The sequence below is a fragment of the Vibrio sp. Vf1514 genome (genome assembly GCF_052076135.1).
GTDB lineage: Bacteria > Pseudomonadota > Gammaproteobacteria > Enterobacterales > Vibrionaceae > Vibrio > Vibrio furnissii.
In genome coordinates this window covers 90087-110213 of record NZ_CP197267.1, presented here as the reverse complement: position 1 = coordinate 110213, position 20127 = coordinate 90087, and the positions used below count along the sequence as shown (strand labels likewise).

At 55.7% G+C, this 20127-nt stretch carries 17 protein-coding genes; 11 read left to right on the top strand and 6 right to left on the bottom strand.

Annotated elements, in window-relative coordinates; all coding sequences use genetic code 11:
- The first annotated feature begins 207 nt into the window (after positions 1-207).
- A complete protein-coding gene (locus tag ACS18Q_RS00505; protein ID WP_441257244.1) occupies positions 208-2037 on the top strand; it encodes an ABC transporter ATP-binding protein in 1830 nt (609 codons plus the stop codon).
- Between the two features lie 51 nt (positions 2038-2088).
- Here the strand turns inward: ACS18Q_RS00505 and ACS18Q_RS00500 are convergent, their stop codons facing one another.
- From ACS18Q_RS00500 to recQ, 3 genes are all read right to left on the bottom strand, one after another.
- On the bottom strand, positions 2089-2448 hold the full coding sequence (locus ACS18Q_RS00500) for a hypothetical protein (protein WP_004728388.1): 360 nt from the start codon (positions 2446-2448) through the stop codon (positions 2089-2091).
- 102 nt (positions 2449-2550) lie between these two features.
- Positions 2551-2853, bottom strand: coding sequence for a DUF3630 family protein (locus tag ACS18Q_RS00495; RefSeq protein WP_004728387.1), 303 nt, complete (start codon positions 2851-2853; stop codon positions 2551-2553).
- Entirely contained in the window at positions 2846-4681 is a 1836-nt protein-coding gene (gene recQ, locus ACS18Q_RS00490) for an ATP-dependent DNA helicase RecQ (RefSeq protein WP_208550456.1), read from the bottom strand. Before recQ ends, ACS18Q_RS00495 begins: the two co-directional genes overlap by 8 nt.
- Positions 4682-4920: 239 nt before the next feature.
- Between recQ and rarD the strand changes: the two genes are divergently transcribed.
- The 4 genes from rarD to ggt all read left to right on the top strand — a co-directional run bounded on the left by rarD (position 4921) and on the right by ggt (position 9425).
- Positions 4921-5838, top strand: coding sequence for an EamA family transporter RarD (gene rarD, locus ACS18Q_RS00485; protein WP_206982251.1), 918 nt, complete (start codon positions 4921-4923; stop codon positions 5836-5838).
- A 201-nt stretch (positions 5839-6039) separates the two neighbouring features.
- Positions 6040-6840: a helix-turn-helix domain-containing protein gene (locus ACS18Q_RS00480; protein ID WP_004728384.1), complete on the top strand. Its 801-nt coding sequence runs from the start codon at positions 6040-6042 to the stop codon at positions 6838-6840.
- Positions 6841-6912: 72 nt separating this feature from the next.
- Positions 6913-7569 (top strand): LysE family translocator, encoded by a 657-nt coding sequence (locus ACS18Q_RS00475; protein WP_441257243.1) that lies wholly within the window; start codon positions 6913-6915, stop codon positions 7567-7569.
- Between the two features lie 101 nt (positions 7570-7670).
- Entirely contained in the window at positions 7671-9425 is a 1755-nt protein-coding gene (gene ggt / locus ACS18Q_RS00470) for a gamma-glutamyltransferase (RefSeq protein ID WP_441257242.1), read from the top strand.
- Positions 9426-10127: 702 nt separating this feature from the next.
- Here the strand turns inward: ggt and uvrD are convergent.
- Positions 10128-12302, bottom strand: a complete 2175-nt coding sequence (gene uvrD, locus ACS18Q_RS00465) for a DNA helicase II (RefSeq protein WP_004728381.1) — start codon at positions 12300-12302, stop codon at positions 10128-10130.
- A gap of 317 nt (positions 12303-12619) precedes the next feature.
- On the opposite strand from uvrD, the gene ACS18Q_RS00460 reads away from it, so the two are divergent.
- The 4 genes from ACS18Q_RS00460 (at position 12620) to ACS18Q_RS00445 (ending at position 15059) form a co-directional block, all read left to right on the top strand.
- The gene (locus tag ACS18Q_RS00460) at positions 12620-12880 is read left to right on the top strand and encodes a BufA1 family periplasmic bufferin-type metallophore (protein ID WP_004728380.1); all 261 of its coding nucleotides are present in this window, start codon (positions 12620-12622) and stop codon (positions 12878-12880) included.
- 72 nt (positions 12881-12952) lie between these two features.
- On the top strand, positions 12953-13822 hold the full coding sequence (gene bufB, locus ACS18Q_RS00455; protein WP_172561795.1) for an MNIO family bufferin maturase: 870 nt from the start codon (positions 12953-12955) through the stop codon (positions 13820-13822).
- The gene (locus tag ACS18Q_RS00450; protein ID WP_441257241.1) at positions 13819-14586 is read left to right on the top strand and encodes an HvfC/BufC N-terminal domain-containing protein; all 768 of its coding nucleotides are present in this window, start codon (positions 13819-13821) and stop codon (positions 14584-14586) included. The genes bufB and ACS18Q_RS00450 overlap by 4 nt, the downstream gene beginning before the upstream one ends.
- Positions 14587-14600: 14 nt before the next feature.
- Positions 14601-15059 carry a DoxX family protein gene (locus ACS18Q_RS00445; RefSeq protein ID WP_441257240.1) on the top strand — a complete coding sequence of 153 codons (459 nt, stop codon included), beginning with the start codon at positions 14601-14603 and terminating at the stop codon, positions 15057-15059.
- Here ACS18Q_RS00445 and ACS18Q_RS00440 read toward each other — a convergent pair.
- Together ACS18Q_RS00440 and prlC are read right to left on the bottom strand one after the other, a co-directional pair.
- Complete coding sequence (locus tag ACS18Q_RS00440) at positions 15043-15282, bottom strand: hypothetical protein (RefSeq protein WP_199251349.1); 240 nt, start codon at positions 15280-15282, stop codon at positions 15043-15045. The two genes, ACS18Q_RS00445 and ACS18Q_RS00440, sit on opposite strands and share 17 nt — an antisense overlap.
- 113 nt (positions 15283-15395) lie before the next feature.
- The gene (gene prlC, locus ACS18Q_RS00435) at positions 15396-17438 is read right to left on the bottom strand and encodes an oligopeptidase A (RefSeq protein ID WP_441257239.1); all 2043 of its coding nucleotides are present in this window, start codon (positions 17436-17438) and stop codon (positions 15396-15398) included.
- A gap of 262 nt (positions 17439-17700) precedes the next feature.
- Between prlC and ACS18Q_RS00430 the strand changes: the two genes are divergently transcribed.
- Positions 17701-18540: a 23S rRNA (adenine(2030)-N(6))-methyltransferase RlmJ gene (locus ACS18Q_RS00430; RefSeq protein ID WP_441257238.1), complete on the top strand. Its 840-nt coding sequence runs from the start codon at positions 17701-17703 to the stop codon at positions 18538-18540.
- A 144-nt stretch (positions 18541-18684) separates the two neighbouring features.
- Positions 18685-20040 (top strand): glutathione-disulfide reductase, encoded by a 1356-nt coding sequence (gene gorA / locus ACS18Q_RS00425; RefSeq protein WP_238809153.1) that lies wholly within the window; start codon positions 18685-18687, stop codon positions 20038-20040.
- Positions 20041-20127: the final 87 nt, after the last annotated feature.

Here is a 20127-nt window from a genome sequence, read left to right as displayed (position 1 = left end):
ACTAGGCTAAAACGCAGTGCGTTGCGAATCGACTGCGCCAGTCGATTTGGTCGTACATCAACCATGATTGGAATTACCTCTGCTTTAAATATTTGAGAATCATTTTAGTTATCATTACTATTAGTCAGCCATTTTACTTACAATTCTCACAATTAAAAGTATAAATAGGAACCAATCTCAATTTCATTAACCCAGGTCAATTCTTTCATGTTTCATTGGTTTGAAAATCTCACCAACGCGTTTCCGGATCACGAGCCGCAACAACCCCCTAAAACCCTGTTTGGCTTCTGCCGCTACTACACGCGCGGGTTTGAAAAACCGCTGTTGTTGATGTCGCTGCTCAGCGCTTGTGTGGCGATCGCCGAAGTCACGCTGGTACGCTACATGGGGGAATTGGTCGACATGCTGAGCAACAGCTCGCGCGCCAACTTCTGGGCAGAAAATGGCAGCGCGCTGCTGTCGATGGCGCTGCTGGTGTTGGTGGTGATGCCGGTGCTGGCGTTTATCCACTCCAACTTGCTGCATCAGGCCATTCTCGGCAACTACCCGATGTCGATTCGCTGGCTGGTGCACCGTTACCTGCTCAAACAGAGTGTTGGATTTTTCCAGCGTGATTTTGCCGGGCGCGTCGCCACCAAAGTGATGCAAAGCGCCCATTCGGTGCGCGAAGTGGTGATGAAACTGGTCGATCTGTCGGTCTACATCGCGGTCTATTTCGTCTCGATGCTGGTGATGATTGCCAGTGCCGACGACGTACTGGTGCTGCCGATTCTGGCGTGGCTATGTTTGTATGTGCTGATTCAGGTGTTCTTCATTCCGCGCCTGAAACGCATCTCCACCGCGCAGGCAGACGCGCAATCGTCTATGACTGGCGGCATTGTCGATACCTACACCAACATCACCACCGTGAAGCTGTTTTCGCATTCGCAGCGCGAAACCCAATACGTGCAAAAAGGGATGAAAAACTATCTGGCGACGGTGTATCAGCAGATGCGCACCCTCACCAGTCTGCTCTACAGCGTCGATTTGATTAACTACCTGCTGCTGTTTTCGATGGCGGCGCTGTCGATTCATTTGTGGTTGGCGGAAAGCGTGACCGTCGGTGTGATCGCGATAGGCATCAGCATTGCGCTGCGCCTGCAAGGCATGTCGAAATGGATCATGTGGGAAATCCGCGGCATGTTTGAGAGCATCGGCATGGTCATCGACAGCATCAACACCATCGCCAACGACATTGAAATTGAAGACGCGCCGCACGCCAAATCGCTGGCTGTCACTCAAGGCGACATTCGCTTCCATCAGGTTGGTTTTCAATACAACGAACAAAAAGCGGTGTTTGACAGGCTCGATCTGCACCTCAAACCGGGCGAGAAAGTCGGCATTGTCGGCCGCTCCGGCGCAGGTAAATCGACGCTGGTCAACCTGCTGCTACGCTTCTACGATTTGAATACGGGCCGCATTGAGATCGACGGTCAGGACATCGCGCAAGTCACGCAAGAATCGCTGCGCCAGCAAATCGGCATGATCACGCAAGACACCTCACTGCTGCATCGCTCGATTCGTGAAAACATTCTCTACGGCAACCCGCATGCCAGCGAAGCAGAGCTGATGCACGCCAGTCGCCAAGCGGAAGCGCATGATTTCATTGAATTGCTGAAAGACGAAAACGGCCACTCGGGCTACGACGTGCAAGTGGGCGAACGCGGGGTGAAACTCTCCGGCGGCCAGCGCCAGCGCATTGCCATCGCGCGCGTGCTGCTCAAAGACGCGCCGATCCTCATCATGGACGAAGCCACCTCAGCGCTCGACTCAGAAGTGGAAGCGGCGATTCAGGAGAATCTGGACAAGCTGATGGAAAACAAAACCGTGATTGCGATTGCGCACCGTTTGTCGACGATTGCTGCCATGGACCGTTTGATTGTGATGGACCAAGGTCACATCGTCGAACAAGGCTCCCACCAAGAGCTGCTGGCACAAAACGGCGTGTACGCGCAGTTGTGGGCGCACCAGACGGGCGGTTTTATCGGCGAAGTTTAAAACGTTTCACAACAAAAAAGCCCCGTTTGGGGCTTTTTTTATATGCGCCCGCTAGGCCTCTTCAGCGCAATGCATGCGATGAAACACGCGGTGAATGATCGGCGCAAACAGCGTGGCGAGCGCAACGAAGAAGACGGTTTCGATGAACAGGCTATAAAACGCGAGAAACAGATGCAGCGACGCCGACTGGTGAAAATCCGCCACCGGATACGGCAGCGCCAGCCCGCTGACCATCGACAGCGCATTGAGCCATGCCTGCACAGCGGTGAGTTCCGCCAGCAGCAGAAAACCGAGCACGCCCGGCAACAGGCCCAGCAGCAACACACCCAGCGCAATCAGCGCGTAACGGATACAACGCCCGATAAAACGCTCAAACGAAATGACATCCTGATGAATGGATTCCAGACGCATGGTGCTCTCCTTGTTCTCAACCGAGTAGGAGTAGCATAAGCGTTGAAAAATAAAGAAAAAGGGAAATGGCGGTGAGATGGAACAGCCGTCGCGCTTTGGCGCTCAGATGCCGCGGCGCAGGAGACTGGCGATAAAATCGAGCTCTTCTGTGGCCAAGCCTTCTCCCATCGCTTCGAGCCACACACATTCGCTGTAGTGTTCGGCACGCAGCATCAGGTGGCAACCTTCAAAATCAATCAGCCACGAGTGCAAATCGGCATCGCTCTGCTTTTCCAGCACGCGCGCCGACAACAGCGCGACCAAACGCTCACCGAGCGGGGGAAAGGAGTCAAAATCAAACGCGGGCGTTGCCACAATCAGGCGGCCGTCACTGGCCAGATACTCACGTAAACCAAACTCAGCCATGATAGGTCAGATGCTCCTGAATTAAGTCCAAAAACGGGTCGGCGTATTTTTCCAGTTTGCGCTGGCCCACACCGCTCACCGCCAGCATTTCGCCATACGATGTCGGCAGAATGTCCGCCATATCAATCAAGGTCGCGTCACTGAACACCACGTACGGCGGCAACCCTTCTTCATCGGCAATCGACTTACGCAGCTTGCGCAGTTTGGCAAACAGCTTCTTGTCGTAATTTTTGCTCGACAACTTATCCGATTTGGCTGCGCGCACCGCAGTATCCAAACGCGGCACCGCCAGTTCCAGCGACATATCGCCGCGCAGCAGCGGACGCGCCTCTTCGGTCAGTTGCAGTGTCGAGTTCCGCGTGATGTTCTGATGCAACATGCCTTTGTGAATCAACTGGCGGAAGATACTCACCCAGTAGTCGTGGCTGTGATCGCGCCCAAGCCCGTAAGTCGAAATCTTGTCGTGACCATGCTCGCGAATGCGAATGTTCTGCATGCCGCGCAATACTTCCACCACATAGCCGATCCCAAAGCTTTGATTGACGCGATAGACACACGACAGCGCTTTGCGCGCCTCTTCAGTGGCATCGAAATGTTTGGGCGGATCGAGGCAGATATCGCAGTTGCCGCACGGCTTGTCGCGATATTCGCCAAAATAGTTGAGCAACACCTGACGGCGGCAGGTTTGCGCTTCGGCAAAGTTGCTCATGGCAGTCAGCTTGTGCGTTTCCACCTGCTTTTGCGGGCCGTCGCTTTTCTCATCCAACATGCGGCGTAGCCAGGCAATGTCTGCCGGGTCATACAACATCACGGCTTCTGCAGGCAAGCCATCGCGGCCAGCGCGACCGGTTTCCTGATAATAGGATTCGATGTTGCGCGGAATATCAAAGTGAACCACAAACCGCACGTTGGGTTTGTTGATGCCCATGCCGAATGCCACGGTGGCGACCACAATTTGAATGTCGTCGCGCTGAAACGCTTCCTGCACATACGCCCGTTCATCGGCGTCCATTCCGGCGTGATAGCCAGCGGCGCGAATGTGGTTGTTGCACAGTTTTTCCGTCACCATTTCCACTTTCTTGCGGCTACCACAGTAGATGATGCCGCAGTGGCCTTTTTGCGTGTCGAGGTAACGAATCACCTGCGACACCGGCTTGTGTTTTTCCATCAGCGTATAGCGAATGTTCGGCCGATCAAAGCTGCCGAGATAAACGTGCGGGTCAGTCAGGTTGAGACGCGACAGAATGTCGCTGCGAGTGGCATCGTCGGCGGTCGCCGTCAGCGCCATGATCGGCACCTGCGGAAACTGCTGTTTAAGCTGGCCAAGCGCCGCGTATTCCGGGCGGAAATCATGTCCCCACTGAGAAATACAGTGCGCTTCATCGACGGCAATCATCGCCAGCGGCAGGTTGTGCAAACGCTCGATAAATTCGCCAGTCAGCACGCGCTCTGGCGACACATACAGCAATTTCAGCTGGCCGGAATGCATGCGATTGTAAATGCCCATCAGCGCCTCGCGGCTCTGGGTCGAGTTGACACACTCCGCCGCCACGCCGTTGGCCTTGAGCTGATCGACTTGGTCTTTCATCAGCGAAATCAGCGGCGAAATCACCACCGTCACACCTTCGCGCGCGAGTGCCGGAATCTGATAACAGAGCGATTTACCGCCGCCGGTGGGCATGATCACCAGCGCATCACGACCCATAACAGCCGATTCGATCACTTCTTGCTGACCATCACGAAAGGTCTGGTAGCCAAACACATCGCGCAGAATGGTCTGCGGATCGGGCAACGCGTCGGATTGTTCAGCGATTAAAGTAGCGGTCATGCTGGGTCTCAGTGGCGGTCTGCAAGCAGACGATTGGGCATTTCAATAAGCCGGATATTGTAGAGACGTTTAGCGGTGAATTAAACCGCTATTGGCAAAGTAATTGCGCCGCCCGCGTGGGCAAGGTGCGCGGGTCACCACCGGAAATGGTGCATATTTGTTCGAGGAAAACGATTTGCCCTGTATACTGCCCGCTAACTCGCCACCCTTCGGTGCGCGATCTGAGTGAGAAGTAAAGCATGACATCCGAAGAACAACAAAACGCCAAGAAAGGCGTGATACTGGCGATCAGCGCCTACACCATGTGGGGCATCGCGCCCATCTATTTTAAAGCGATCAGTTCCGTTTCTGCCCTAGAAATTCTCAGCCACCGCGTGATTTGGTCGTTCTTCCTGCTGGCCGCGCTGCTGCATTTCGGCCGCCATTGGCGCGGTATGGTGAGTGTATTCCGCGACAAAAAGAAAATGATGTACCTGCTGGCCACCGCGCTGCTGGTCGGCGGTAACTGGCTGATTTTCATCTGGGCGATCAACGCCAATCACATGCTCGACGCCAGCTTAGGCTATTACATCAACCCGCTGCTTAACGTGGTGCTCGGCATGCTGTTTCTCGGCGAGCGGCTGCGCAAATTGCAGTGGTTTGCCGTGGCGCTGGCAGCCATCGGCGTCGCCATTCAATTGGTGGTGTTCGGCTCAGTGCCAATCGTGGCGTTCTCGCTGGCCATCACTTTTGGTTTGTATGGCCTGCTACGCAAAAAAGTCGGCGTGAATGCGCAAACCGGCCTGTTTATTGAAACATTGGTGCTGGTGCCAGCGGCGGCGATTTATCTGCTGTGGATTGCCGATTCGGCCACCAGCTCGATGCTGGCGAACGACTGGCATCTCAACCTGCTGCTGATTTCAGCCGGTATCGTCACCACGCTGCCGTTGTTGTGCTTTACTGGCGCGGCGACCAAACTCAAACTCTCGACGCTGGGCTTTTTCCAATACATCGGCCCCAGCCTGATGTTCCTGCTGGCGGTGCTGGTGTACGGCGAAGCCTTCAGTGCTGACAAAGCGATTACCTTTGCGTTTATCTGGAGCGCGTTGGTGATTTTCAGCATCGATGGCCTGACCCAAGGGCGTAAACGACCATTGGCCAATGTGATCGCCAAGTAGCGCCGCGGCGAAGTGAAATCGTGCTGAAACCATTTCGCGCTGAAGCCATTCAGTGCTGAAAACAGACCGCAACGGCGGGTGATCGTTTTTTACAAGACAAACGGCGCCCGCCTCGCTACGCTAGAAGTGTTTGACGATTTTTTCACCCCTGTTTTCACCGCGTGCCGCTGCGCACGCCTTTAGCGCCGGGCACGCATCATCATGGACAACGTTCGCTACAGCACCACCCCTCATCAGGCAATCAGCCTGATTGAAGCGGACTATCAGGAGTTCGCGTTCGAGCGCCATTATCACCTCGATTTTCACCTCGGGCTCATCACTCAGGGGCAGCAGCGTTTTCTCCATCAGGGCACACATCACAACGTCGGCCACGGCGAGCTGGTGATCATGCCGCCGGATGAACTCCACGACGGCCGTTCACTGCTCGATTCGGGCTATCAGGTACGCGTGTTCGCAATTGAACCTGAATGGTTTCACCACACGCTCGAACTGAGTCAACCCAGCGATGTGATGAGCTTTGATCGCCTGATCGTCAGTGACCCGCAGATATTTGCATCCCTGACTCAGTTGCATCAGAAACTGGCGCAGCCGGATTTGTGTCAGCTCGCCAAAGATTGTCTGCCGTATGAAGGATTTTCCGGTTTAGTCTCGCGCTATGGCGCCATCCAAGAAAAAGCTGCCGTCGCACTTGGCACCCAGTCGCTGGCCACCTTAAAAGAGTATCTGCTCGCCAACCTCGACCAAGCCGTGCGCTTAGCGCAGCTGGCCAGCTTGTGCGATCTCACGCCAACGCAATTGCAGCGCCATTTTAAAGCGCGCACCGGCATGACACCGTATGCCTGGCTGACCCGCCTGCGTCTCGAACAAGGCATGAAACTGGTGAAAGCAGGACTGCCCGGCACCGACGTGGCTCATCAGGTCGGCTTTTACGATCAGGCGCATTTCACCAAAGCATTCAAACACACCTACGGCGTCTCTCCTTCCGCGGTCAACGCGCACTGAGTGTCAGAATTTTACAAGCGGCGCGAACGCGCGCTTGGCACAATGACGGCATCAGTTGTTGGAGATCCGTTTATGAATGAAGCCAGTATTCTTATGACCCTTGCGACGGTGCACTTTATCGCCCTGATGAGCCCCGGCCCCGATGTCGCGCTGGTGGTCCAAAATGCCACGCGTTATGGCCGCCAGACCGGTGTCTACATTGCCCTCGGTTTGTCGTTCGGTATTTTACTGCACTCGCTGCTGAGCCTGACTGGCGTCAGCTATCTGGTGCATCAGCAGCCGTTGCTGTTTGCCCTCGTGCAGTTGTGTGGCGGCAGCTATCTGCTCTATCTCGGCAGCGGCGCTCTGCGGGCGACGCTGGCCAACTGGTCGCAAGCCCCGGGCGAGTTATCGAGCAAACCGGCGCTGCTGCTGAGCAACAAACGCCAAGCCTTCTCGCGCGGCTTGATGACTAATCTTCTAAATCCGAAAGCGCTGGTGTTTTTCGTCAGTCTGATGTCGACCTTGGTGCCGGCAGGCATGTCACCGGGGGGCAAAAGCCTAGCCTTACTGATCTTATGGAGCCTGTCGCTGCTGTGGTTTGCGACGCTGGCGTGGATGCTGTCCACCCCACGTTTGCAGCGTCAATTGCAGGCCGCCAGCCGGTATATCGATCTGCTGTGCGGCGTGATCTTCACCCTGATCGGCGTGATGATTCTGTGGCAATCGCTGACGGACTTGCTCGGTTGACCTCAATTCTGAGTCAAGGTTGCATATTTATCATCTTTGGCTAGAAAAACACCACGTCCCCTGCCACGCTGATTGTTGATCATGACAACAAGGAGAAGCGTATGCAGTGGACTCTCGCCACACTCGCCACGTCAGGGCTGATATTTTCTTTCGCCGCGCAAGCCGCCCCCAATCAAGCCACCGACGCGATTGCCCCTGAGCAAAGCAGCGGACTGGCAAGCAAACAGCTGGTGAACGCCCAGAACTGGATGGTGACCGCGGCTAACCCGCTCGCCGCCGAAGCGGGCGCGCAAATTCTGCGCGATGGCGGCAACGCCATCGACGCCATGGTAACGGTGCAACTGATGCTGGGCTTGGTCGAACCGCAGTCGTCCGGCATTGGCGGTGGCGCCTTTCTGGTGTATTGGGATGCCAAGCAAAAGGCGCTCACGACCTTTGATGGCCGCGAAACCGCGCCGCTCGACGCCACGCCGCAACTGTTTCTCGACCGCGCCGGCCAGCCGCTGAAATTTTACGATGCCGTGGTCGGTGGCCGCTCCGTCGGCACGCCGGGCACCGTCAAACTGCTGTGGGAGACGCATCGTCTGTACGGCAAAATGGCTTGGGCGCGCTTGATTGAGCCAGTGGTCAAACAGGCACAAGAGGGATTTGAAGTCAGCCCGCGCCTTGCCACGCTGATTGCCGACGATCAGCAGCGGTTGAGCCGTTTCCCCGCCACCAAAGCCTATTTCTTTCAGCCCGATGGCTCGCCGCTGACCGCAGGCAGCGTGCTGAAAAACCCCGAGTACGCCGCCACGTTGAGCGCCATCGCCCAGCGCGGTGACAAAGCGTTTTATCAAGGCGAAATCGCCGAAGACATCATCCACACGGTTCAGACCGCGATGGGCAATCCGGGTGTGCTGGCGCAGCATGATTTCGATGCTTACCAAATCAAACAACGTGCAGCCGTGTGCGCGCCGTATCAAAGCTATCAGGTGTGTGGCATGGGGCCGCCAAGCTCCGGCGCACTGACCGTCGGCCAGATTCTGGCACTGACCGAGCAATATGACCTCAAAGGCTGGGGCGCCAGCAGCGCCAAATCGTGGCAGGTGATTGGTGATGCCTCACGCCTGGCGTTTGCCGACCGCGGCTTGTATATGGCCGATCAGGATTATGTGCCGATGCCAACGGAAGGACTGCTCGACCCCGGCTATCTGGCACAGCGCGCCAAGCTGATTCAGCCGGGTAAAGCCCTAACCCACGCCGAAGCTGGCACGCCCCCTTGGCAACATGCGATGCTGCAAAGCCCCGATCAGTCCATCGAACTGCCGTCCACCAGCCATTTCAACATCGTCGACCGCGATGGGAATGTGGTGTCGATGACCACCACGATCGAAAACGCGTTCGGCTCCCGTCTGTTTGTACGCGGCTTTTTGCTCAACAACGAACTGACCGATTTCTCCTTTGCGACCCACGAGAACGGCCGCCCAATCGCCAACCGTCTGGAGCCGGGCAAGCGGCCGCGCTCTTCGATGGCTCCAACCATTGTGCTACACAACGAGCAACCTTACTTAGCCATCGGGTCACCGGGTGGCAGCCGCATCATCGGTTATGTGGCGCAGGCGTTGATTGCCCATCTACAATGGGGCATGGACATTCAGCGCGCGATTGACCAGCCGCATGTGCTCAACCGCTTTGGGGAAACCGATGTCGAACAGGGCACCCAAGCGGAGCAGCTCAAACCAGCACTGGAGCAGATGGGCGTGAAAGTCGCCGTGCGCGATCTCAACTCCGGCTTGCACGCGATTCGCATCACGGCACAAGGTCTGGAAGGCGCAGCGGATCCTCGCCGTGAAGGGGCCGCGATCGGCGAGTGATCTTTGTGTCATCGATTTGCCCCTCGCCGTGTAAGAGATCTCGCACAAAGCAATGGGGCAATCTCGCTTTTTATCTGGCAAAATGGCACACCGTAAAACTTAAGTGATTGTTTTTAAATAAAATCATCGTGTGAGCGCAAAATAAATCGCTAAGCAAACGATTTCCTAGCATTGCTCCAAAGTACGAAATCCGTAAGATGAATCGTGTCGGAAGGATGCTGACACGGAACAGGAAATCACTACGGATTGGTGATCTTCAGGAAGAAGATACGGTTATTCAGGATGAATGATCGGCACGGATAGCAAACAGGACATTGAACGGACTCAATCGTGACTAGGATGGTGACGACAAGGGAATGGCAATGGACTCCTCTGGACGAGGCAAGGACTCAGCATCAGGATGATGCCAAGGACACCGCTCAAGGACCAAGTGATGAGAGCTAACCAGGATAGTTAGCAGATCAGGACGATCAAGGACACCGCTAGGATGGCGATGAACGGATTACGCTGACGGATACAGCATACTTATCAAGGAATAGATGCAGGGAGCACCTATTAGTAGCCGGATTGCTGCGAGTAAGACTATAACCCCGAAGGGCTTTGGCCCCTCGGGGTTTTTCTTTTTCTGACGCTCAAAATCCGTCGGCGGCGGACATAAAAAACCCGGTACGCTGACCGGGTTTTCGTGACTCATCCGTCGAGTTAGACTTTTTCCAACTTGGCATACGCCGTGACCAGCCACTTGATGCCTTCGCCGTTAAAGGCAACCTGCACGCGACTTTGCGGGCCGCTGCCTTCAAAGTTAATGATGGTGCCTTCACCAAATTTCGGATGCAGCACACGTGACCCAAGGGTAAAGCCGGTTTCGTTGAAGTTCTCTTTCACCGCGCTCTGGCTGAACCGGCCGCTGCTGGCCGGGCGGCTGACTTGCGCTTTCATGCGCACTTCATCAAGGCAGCTTTCCGGTAACTCGCGAATAAAGCGTGATGGCTTGTGGTATTTGTCCTGTCCATACAGGCGGCGCATTTCCGCGTACGTGATGTAGAGCTTCTGCATCGCACGGGTCATGCCCACGTAGCACAGACGACGCTCCTCTTCGAGGCGCCCCGCTTCTTCAGCCGACATCTGGCTCGGGAACATGCCCTCTTCCACGCCGACCATAAATACCAACGGGAACTCCAGACCTTTTGCACTGTGCAGCGTCATCAGTTGCACGGCATCGTCGAATTCATCCGCTTGTCCTTCACCCGCTTCCAGTGCCGCATGAGTCAAGAACGCGGTCAGCATGGTCATTTCGTCCGCTTCTTCCGGTTTTTCAAACTGACGCGTTGCGGTCACCAGCTCTTCCAAGTTCTCAATACGTGCCTTGGATTTCTCGCCTTTTTCCTGCTGGTACATCTCAAACAGACCCGAGGTTTTGATCACATGGTCGGTTTGGCTATGCAGCGACATCTCGGCACTGTCATCTTCCAGCGCGTTGATCAGTTCAACAAATCGGCTCAGTGCTGAGGCCGCGCGGCCCGTGAGTACTTTCTCTTCCAGTAACTGCACGCTGGCTTGCCACAACGTGCAGCCGCGATCGCGCGCCGCAAAGCGCACGGTATCCAGCGTTTTATCGCCCAGACCACGGGTGGGCGTGTTGACCACGCGCTCAAAGGCGGTGTCGTCGTTGCGGTTGTTCATCAGGCGCAGATAGCTCAGCGCATCTTTGATTTCCTGACGTTCGAAGAAGCGCATGCCGCCATAAATGCGGTACGCCAATCCGGTTTGCAGCAGGGCTTCTTCCAGCACCCGCGACTGGGCGTTGTTGCGGTACAAAATGGCGCAGTCATTGAGAATGCCGCCTTTGTCCTGCCACTCTTTGATTTTGCCGACCACAAAACGCGCTTCATCCAGCTCGTTGTACGCCGAATAGACCGAAATCGGATCGCCGACGTTGCCATCGGTCCACAGCTCTTTGCCCATACGCTCGGTGTTGTTGGCGATCAGGGTGTTGGACGCTTCAAGAATGGTTTTGGTCGAGCGGTAGTTCTGCTCAAGACGAATGGTGTTCACGCTTGGAAATTCGAGCGTGAATTTCTCGATGTTTTCCACTTTCGCGCCGCGCCAGCCGTAAATTGACTGGTCGTCATCACCCACGATCATCACGTGCGACTGCGGCCCCGCCATCATACGTAGCCACGCGTATTGAATGTTGTTGGTGTCTTGAAATTCGTCGACCAGAATGTGCTTAAAGCGCGCCTGATAATGTTCGCGAATGTGTTTGTTGTCGCGCAGCAGCTCAAGCGCGCGCAGCAAAATTTCAGCGAAATCGACCAGCCCCGCGCGGTCACAGGCATCTTGATACGCGGTATAGAGTTGTAGGTAAGTCTGAGTCACCGGATCGCGATACGCATCGATGTGCGCCGGACGCAATCCTTCATCTTTTTTGCCGTTAATCCACCACGACACCTGACGCGCTGGCCACTGTTTATCATCCAGATTCTGCGCTTTGATCAGGCGTTTCAGCAGACGCTGCTGGTCATCGCTGTCGATGATCTGAAAATCTTCCGGCAGTTTGGCGTCGAGATAGTGGGCACGCAGAATGCGATGGCAGATGCCATGGAACGTGCCGTTCCACATTCCGGATGAACTGCCCATCATCAGCTCGTCAATACGGCCGCGCATTTCCGCCGCCGCTTTGTTGGTAAAGGTCACGGACATGATGGAGAACGGCGAGGCCTGTTCAACCGACATCAACCAAGCGATGCGGTGCACCAGCACCCGGGTTTTGCCACTACCGGCCCCTGCCAGCACCAACAGGTTTTCTAGCGGTGCGGCCACCGCTTCGCGTTGTTTGTCGTTTAAACCGTCAAGTAAAAGAGAGGGATCGATCATGGCTTAGCTACTGGTTATTTATACATAATTTGAACGATTATACCCCTAAACGCAGCGAGACCCAAGCGAGCGAAATTTGCCTTGAATTTCCCTGCGCTTTGCCGCAAACGGCTGCGGCGTGCAAAAAATCTCAAAAAAAATCACACATTAAATCACTCGATAAATCATCGCTTTAGTTATTTATTTTATCAATATCTCGATTTTTCCTATTTGCGTGGTGAAAGTTTTCCGCGCGCCTGCCTCTCTTTTTTGGGTAAGCAAGCCACAACAACGGCCTGCGACGCTAACGACCAAGGAACCGTCTCGAGGAAATAAAGATGAAACAATCAAACCTAGCCGTCACCGCAGCAATCACTGGCCTCCTAGCCATGGGGGGCACTCTATTAACCGCAGCGCCAGCTGCCGCGGCAGAGAAAGAAAAATGCTACGGCGTGGCGAAAGCGGGCAAAAATGACTGCGCGACCAAATCCAGCTCCTGCGCCGGCACGTCAAAAATGGATCATCAGAAAGATGCATTTGTCGTGGTCCCCAAAGGGCTGTGCGACAAACTGGCTGGCGGCAGCACCATGGCGAAGTAATCGCACGCGACGACTTGAGTGCGCGGCGCTGGCGGCGCACTCGATTTCTCTCCCTGACCCCGTGATAAGGACATGGCCATGCACTCAACGCACTCTCACCCTCAGGTCGGCGTGGGGTTACGCAGCCCACACATGAGCCATTTTCTCAGCCAACCGACCCCGTTGAACTGGCTGGAAATTCACAGCGAAAACTATTTTCAGCCGCACGCCCCGGCCAGGCGCGATTTGCGCCGCCTGCGTGAGCGCTACGACATCAGCTGCCACGGCATCGGCTTATCACTCGGTTCGGTGGCGGCGGTCAATACGCAACATCTGGCACAGCTCAAAACGTTAGTCGATGACATCGATCCCATCCTGATTTCCGATCACCTCAGCTGGAGCGAAAACGGCGGCCACTATTTTAACGACCTGCTACCACTGCCCTACACCGAAGAGGCGCTGGCGGTGTTCTGCCGCAATGTCGATCAGGTGCAGCACGCACTGGGTCGCCCGCTGCTGATTGAGAACCCGTCCAGCTACCTGCGTTTTTCCCACTCCACCATTCCGGAGTGGGAATTTTTGCGCGCGGTGCAGCAGCGCACCGATTGCCGTTTGCTGCTCGATCTCAACAACGTGCATGTGTCGGCGTTTAACCATGGCTTTGACAGCCAGACGTATCTGGATGCCATTCCCGCCAGTGCCGTGGATGAAATTCATCTTGCGGGTTACTCAGTCAAAACGCTGCCGCAAGGCGACATCTGGATTGATACGCACAGCCGCCCGGTGAGTGACGCGGTGTGGCAACTGTTTGAACGCTGGTGCCGTCAGCACGGCACGCGCCGCACCCTGATTGAGTGGGATCTGGATATTCCAGCGCCTGAAGTCCTGCTGGGCGAAGCGCACCAAGCGGCCGCACGCCTGCATGCGATTGATGCCGAACGCGGCATAAGGAGCGCCTCATGACGCTGGCGCAATTGCAGGCGCAGTTTGCCCGCGGCCTCAACTATCAGGCGGGCGGCGACGAATGCGCGATTATCGCGGACGGCTTGAGCGCCGATGAGCGACTGCAGATTTATAGCAACAACCGTGTGATCAGCCTGAGCGAAGTGCTCGAAGCCACCTATCCGATGCTGTTGGCGGTGCTGGGCGACGAGTGTTTTGCCGCGCTGGCGCGCGAATACGTGCTGTCGCATCCGCTGACCCGCGGTGATGTCAGCCACTATGGCGAAGGGTTTGCGGCGGTGATTGAACGCGCGCAGCCCGTGATGCAGGCCGCGCCGTATGCCGCGGCACTGGCGCGGTTTGAATGGGCGCTGGACCACGTGCAGCAACAATACGCACAGGCACCGCGCAATAACTATCAGCCACTCAGCACGCTGAGTCAGGTCACGCCGGAACAGCAACCACAGCTGGTGTTTGAGTTGGTGCCGTGGGCCACACCATTTTGCGCGCCGTTTGCGCTGTTTGATTTGCAGCGTGCGATGCGGGATGACGACTTGAACCAGCTCACTATCAATGCGCTTCAGTCGGGGATCATCGCCTGCACGGCCGAGGGCGAGCCGTGGACGCAAGCGCTGGATGAGCCGACGTATCAACTGCTGCTGGCGATGCATCAGCGCGCGCCACTGGGGCAGATTCATCCGGATGCACTGGCAGCGTTGCCCGCCATCATGGCGATGGAAATTGTCGCTGGCTTTCGTGTAGCCGCCCCCAATACTCACGATTAACTAAGGAGCCCGACATGGCTGACTTCATGCACCGTTATCATGCCCTGTGCCACTGGCTGCAACGCGACTTCGCCAGCCTGCTTTTACTGCTGTGCCGCATCTGGGCCGGCTGGGTGTTCTGGCAATCAGGGATGAGTAAAATCGCCAACTGGGACAGCACGCTGTACTTGTTTGAACTGGAATATCAGGTGCCGCTGCTACCGTGGCAGCTCGCCGCGTATCTGGCCACCGGCGCCGAACTGGCGCTGCCGCTGCTGTTGATGCCGGGGCTTTTCGGTCGGTTCAGCGCACTGGCGCTGTTTGCGGTCAATGCGATGGCAGTGGTGTCGTATCCGCTGTTATGGCAACAAGGATTTACCGACCACCAGCTGTGGGGATTCATGTTATTGATGGTGGTCGTGTGGGGGCCGGGTCGTCTGTCGCTGGATCACTGGCTGAGCCGCAAGTGGCAGCGCGTTATTCTGCAGCATTGAGATCGTCTTTTACCGAGTTAACCGCATCGCGCGTCGCATGCCCAATCGCTTTGGTGGTGTCGCGGGTGGCATGACCAATGGCGGTCGCTGCGTCGCGGGTGGCGTGACCGACGTCGGTGCCTGCTTGTTTCATCTCAGCGCAGCCCGCCGTCAATGTCAGTAACGCCAGCAACGCACTCATCGAGAGCGCTTGACCCCATCGCGCGCCGTAAATTCCCTTCATGATCGATCTCCTGTGAACGACGTCATCCGTCATGGGCTTTACCATAACAAATAACCCCGCTCCATGGAGCGGGGTTATTGTCATGCTTTGGTTAACTGCGCCAAGATCGCGACTCAGGCTGCAATGCCGGAGTGGCGCAGCAGCGCATCGATCTGCGGTTCACGGCCGCGGAAGCGTTTGAACAGCTCCATCGGCTCTTCGCTGCCGCCCATTTCAAGAATATGATTGAGGAAGCTCAAACCCGTTTCACGGTTGAAAATCCCCTCTTCTTCGAATCGAGAAAACGCATCAGCCGACAACACTTCAGCCCACAAGTAGCTGTAGTAACCCGCGCTGTAGCCACCAGCAAAAATATGGCTGAAACTGTGCGAGAAACGGTTCCATTCCAAACTTGGCAGCACCGCCACTTTCTTCTTCACGTCGGCAAGCGTTTCCAGCACTTTCGGACCGGCTTCCGGATCGTACGTGGTGTGCAGAGTGAAATCGAACAAACCGAATTCCAATTGGCGCAGAATAAACATCGCCGATTGGAAGTTCTTCGCAGCCAGCATTTTTTCCAGCATCGCTTTCGGCAGTGGTTCACCAGTTTCGTAGTGACCAGAGATAAATGCCAGCGCCTCTTCTTCCCAGCACCAGTTTTCGAGGAACTGGCTTGGCAGCTCGACCGCATCCCACGGCACACCGTTGATGCCAGACACCGACCCCACCTCAACTTGCGTCAACATGTGGTGAATGCCGTGGCCAGTTTCATGGAACAGCGTGACCACTTCATCGTGGGTAAACAGCGCCGGTTTGTTGCCCACCGGACGGTTGAAGTTACAGGTCAGGTACGCGACCGGCGTTTGCAGTTCGCCGTCTGCGTTGATGCGGCGCACACGGCACTCATCCATCCACGCGCCGCCACGTTTGTGTTCACGGGCGTACAAATCAAGGTAGAAGCTGCCACGCAGCGCGCCTTCGCTGTCGAAAATATCGAAGAAACGCACCGATTCGTGCCAAGTATCCACGCCCTGACGCTCTTTGACATCCATCCCAAACACGCGATGGAGCACTTCAAACAGGCCGCTCACCACTTTGTGTTCTGGGAAGTAAGGGCGCAGCTCTTCGTCGGAAATTTCAAACAGATGCTGCTTTTGTTTTTCGCTGTAGTACGCGATGTCCCACAGGTTAAGCGTTGTGACGCCAAACTCTTGCTCGGCGAACTGGCGCAGCGCTTCCACTTCGCGCTCGCCTTGCGGCTTGGCTTTGGTGGCCAGATCATTCAAAAAGCTCAGCACCTGCTCTGGCGATTCAGCCATTTTGGTCGCCAGTGATTTTTCACTGTAAGTATTAAACCCAAGCATGCGCGAGATTTCGTGACGCAGTTTCAACTGCTCAGCGATGATTTCGCTGTTGTCCCATTTTCCGGCATTCGGGCCGCGATCGGAGGCGCGGGTCACATACGCTTCATACAGTTCCTGACGCAGCGCTTGGTTGTCGCAGTAAGTCATCACCGGCAGGTAAGACGGAATGTCGAGCGTCAGCAGGTAACCTTCCAGCCCTTTGGCTTCTGCCGCCGCTTGCGCCGCCGCCAACGCCGATTCCGGCATACCTGACAGTTCGTTCACGTCGGTAACTTGCTTAGTCCAGCCCATGGTGGCATCAAGCACGTTGTTGGAGAATTTAGAGCCCAGCTCCGACATGCGTTTGCTGATTTCGCCGTAGCGTTTTTGCTCAGCGGCTGGCAAACCGATGCCCGACAACTCGAAATCACGCAGGCCGTCGGTGATGGTTTTCTGCTGCGCGCGGCTCAAGGTGGCGAACGCTTTGCTGGCCTTGATCGCTTTGTAGGCGTCAAACAGCCCTTTGTGCTGGCCAACCCAGGTGCTGTATTCCGACAAAATCGGCAGGCAGCTTTCGTAGGCATCGCGCAGCTCATCGCTGTTCATCACGGAGTTCATGTGGCTGACCGGCGACCAGATACGGCTTAAGCGATCATCCACTTCTTCAATCGGCGCAATCACGCTCTCCCAGCTTGGCTCGGCGTTGCCTGCCAGCACCGCATCAATGCGCGCGCGGCAATCTTCAATCGCCTTCTCAACCGCTGGTTTGACGTGCTCTGGCTTAATCGCAGAAAACGGTGGCAAATCCGTAAAGGTCAGAAGTGGATTAGACATATAACGTTCCTTTTCATAAAAGAGAGTCCGTGACGAACCATCACGGTACCTGAAGTCATGGAGACGGGCGCGACGAAGCGCCTTCATTCATTCGATGATTTGCTAAGCGTACGTTATCAATACACCTGTGCGCCAGCAAAGAAGACTTTGGCTATTACGTTAATAGATATAGTCAGGTTCAGCAATTTTCAATACTGGCGTATAATCAGGCGAACTGTTTTTTGAACTGACCAGCACCCGGCTTTGGGTGAGAGAGCGCAATTTGTTAAGTTACCGACACAGTTTCCATGCCGGAAACCACGCGGATGTGGTGAAACACATCGTACAGAGCTTGATCCTGTCTGCCCTGCAGCAGAAAGACAAACCCTTTGTCTACCACGACACGCACTCGGGTGTCGGCCGCTACGATCTGACCCACGAATGGTCAGAAAAAACCGGTGAATACAAACAAGGTATCGCCCGCCTGTGGCAACAAACCGAAGTCCCGGAAGATATTCACAGCTATCTCGAGGCGATTAAAGCGCTCAACGACGATGGCGAGCTGCGTTACTACCCAGGTTCACCACGTGTGGCACGCGCGCATCTGCGCAGCCATGACCGCATGGTGCTGACGGAACTGCATCCGAGCGATTACCCGCTGCTGGAGCAGGAGTTTCACCGCGATCGCCAAGTGGCAATTTTCAAAGAAGACGGATTTGCCCGCCTGAAAGCCAGCCTGCCGCCGAAAGAGCGCCGTGGTCTGGTACTGATTGACCCGCCGTATGAGCTCGCCAAAGAGTATCGCGATGTGGTGCAGGCGATCGCGCAAAGCTACAAGCGTTGGGCGACCGGCATTTACGCCATCTGGTATCCGGTGGTGAACCGCTGCGACATCGAGGACATGATTGAAGGTTTGCAAGGCCTCGGCATTCGCAAAATCTTACAAATTGAACTCGGCGTGTCCCCCGACACCAACGAGCGCGGCATGACCGCCTCGGGCATGATTGTCATCAACCCGCCGTGGAAACTGGAAAGCCAGATGCAAAGCATTCTGCCGTTCCTGAAAGAAGTAATTGCGCCGGCCACCGGTCACTATAAAGTGGACTGGATTGTGCCTGAATAAGGTCGCGACCGCTCAACAAGACTCAGCGACTGGGATTGCAATTTGGCAATCCACCCCCAACTAACCTAGATTAGGTCGTTGGATATATGCATAACAGAGGCTGAATGCGAACCTGTTCGCGATGAGCCCAAATTGGAGAAAGTAATGGCAACACATTTTGACTATATCTGTATCGGTGGCGGCAGCGGCGGTATCGCCTCAGCCAACCGTGCAGCCATGTACGGCGCCAAAGTCGCCCTGATTGAAGCCAAAGATCTTGGCGGGACCTGTGTGAACGTCGGCTGTGTGCCGAAGAAAGTGATGTGGCACGGCGCTCAGGTCGCAGAAGCGATGAACCTATACGCGGCAGATTACGGTTTTGATGTGGACGTGAAACACTTCGACTGGGCCAAACTGGTAGAAAGCCGCCAGGCGTACATCGGTCGTATTCACCAGTCTTACGATCGCGTGCTGGGCAACAACAAAGTCGAAGTGATTCGCGGTTTTGCCAAGTTCGTCGATGCGAACACCGTGGAAGTCAATGGGGAGCATTACACCGCCGATCATATTCTGATCGCCGTCGGTGGCCGCCCAACCATTCCGAATATTCCGGGTGCCGAATTCGGTATCGACTCCAACGGTTTCTTTGAACTGAGCGCACAGCCAAAACGAGTTGCGGTCGTCGGCGCGGGTTACATCGCGGTAGAAATCGCGGGCGTACTCAACGCACTGGGCACCGAAACGCACCTGTTCTGCCGTAAAGAGTCGCCCCTGCGCAGCTTTGACCCGATGATCATCGACACCTTGGTGGAAGTGATGGCGGCAGAAGGCCCGCAACTGCACACGCACAGCGTGCCAAAAGAAGTGGTTAAGGAAGCCGATGGCAGTCTGACCCTGCATCTAGAAAACGGCGAAAGCTGCAATGTCGATACCCTGATTTGGGCCATTGGCCGTCACCCAGCGACCGATGCGATTAACCTCGCGGCGACGGGTGTGGAAACCAATGCGCAAGGCTACATCAAAGTCGATGCTTACCAAGCCACCAATGTTAACGGCATTTACTGTGTTGGCGATATCATGGAAGGCGGCATCGAACTGACGCCTGTGGCCGTGAAAGCGGGTCGTCAGCTGTCTGAGCGCCTGTTTAACAACAAGCCGGATGCGAAAATGGATTACGATCTGGTGCCGACCGTGGTGTTCAGCCACCCGCCCATCGGTACCATCGGCCTGACAGAAACCGACGCGATCGCGAAATTCGGCGCAGACAACGTGAAAGTGTACCAATCCGGCTTTACGGCCATGTACACCGCGGTGACTCAGCACCGTCAGCCTTGCAAAATGAAGCTGGTGTGCGCAGGACCAGAAGAAACCGTGGTTGGCCTACATGGCATCGGTTTTGCGGTCGATGAGATGATTCAAGGCTTTGGCGTCGCGATGAAGATGGGCGCCACCAAAGCCGATTTCGACGCGGTCGTGGCGATTCACCCAACAGGCAGCGAAGAATTCGTGACCATGCGTTAATGCTTCAACCGCTGAAGCCATAAGCATGCATTTGGCTTACGCCAAACATATCAACGCCCTGCAGAGACTGCGGGGCTTTTTTATGCC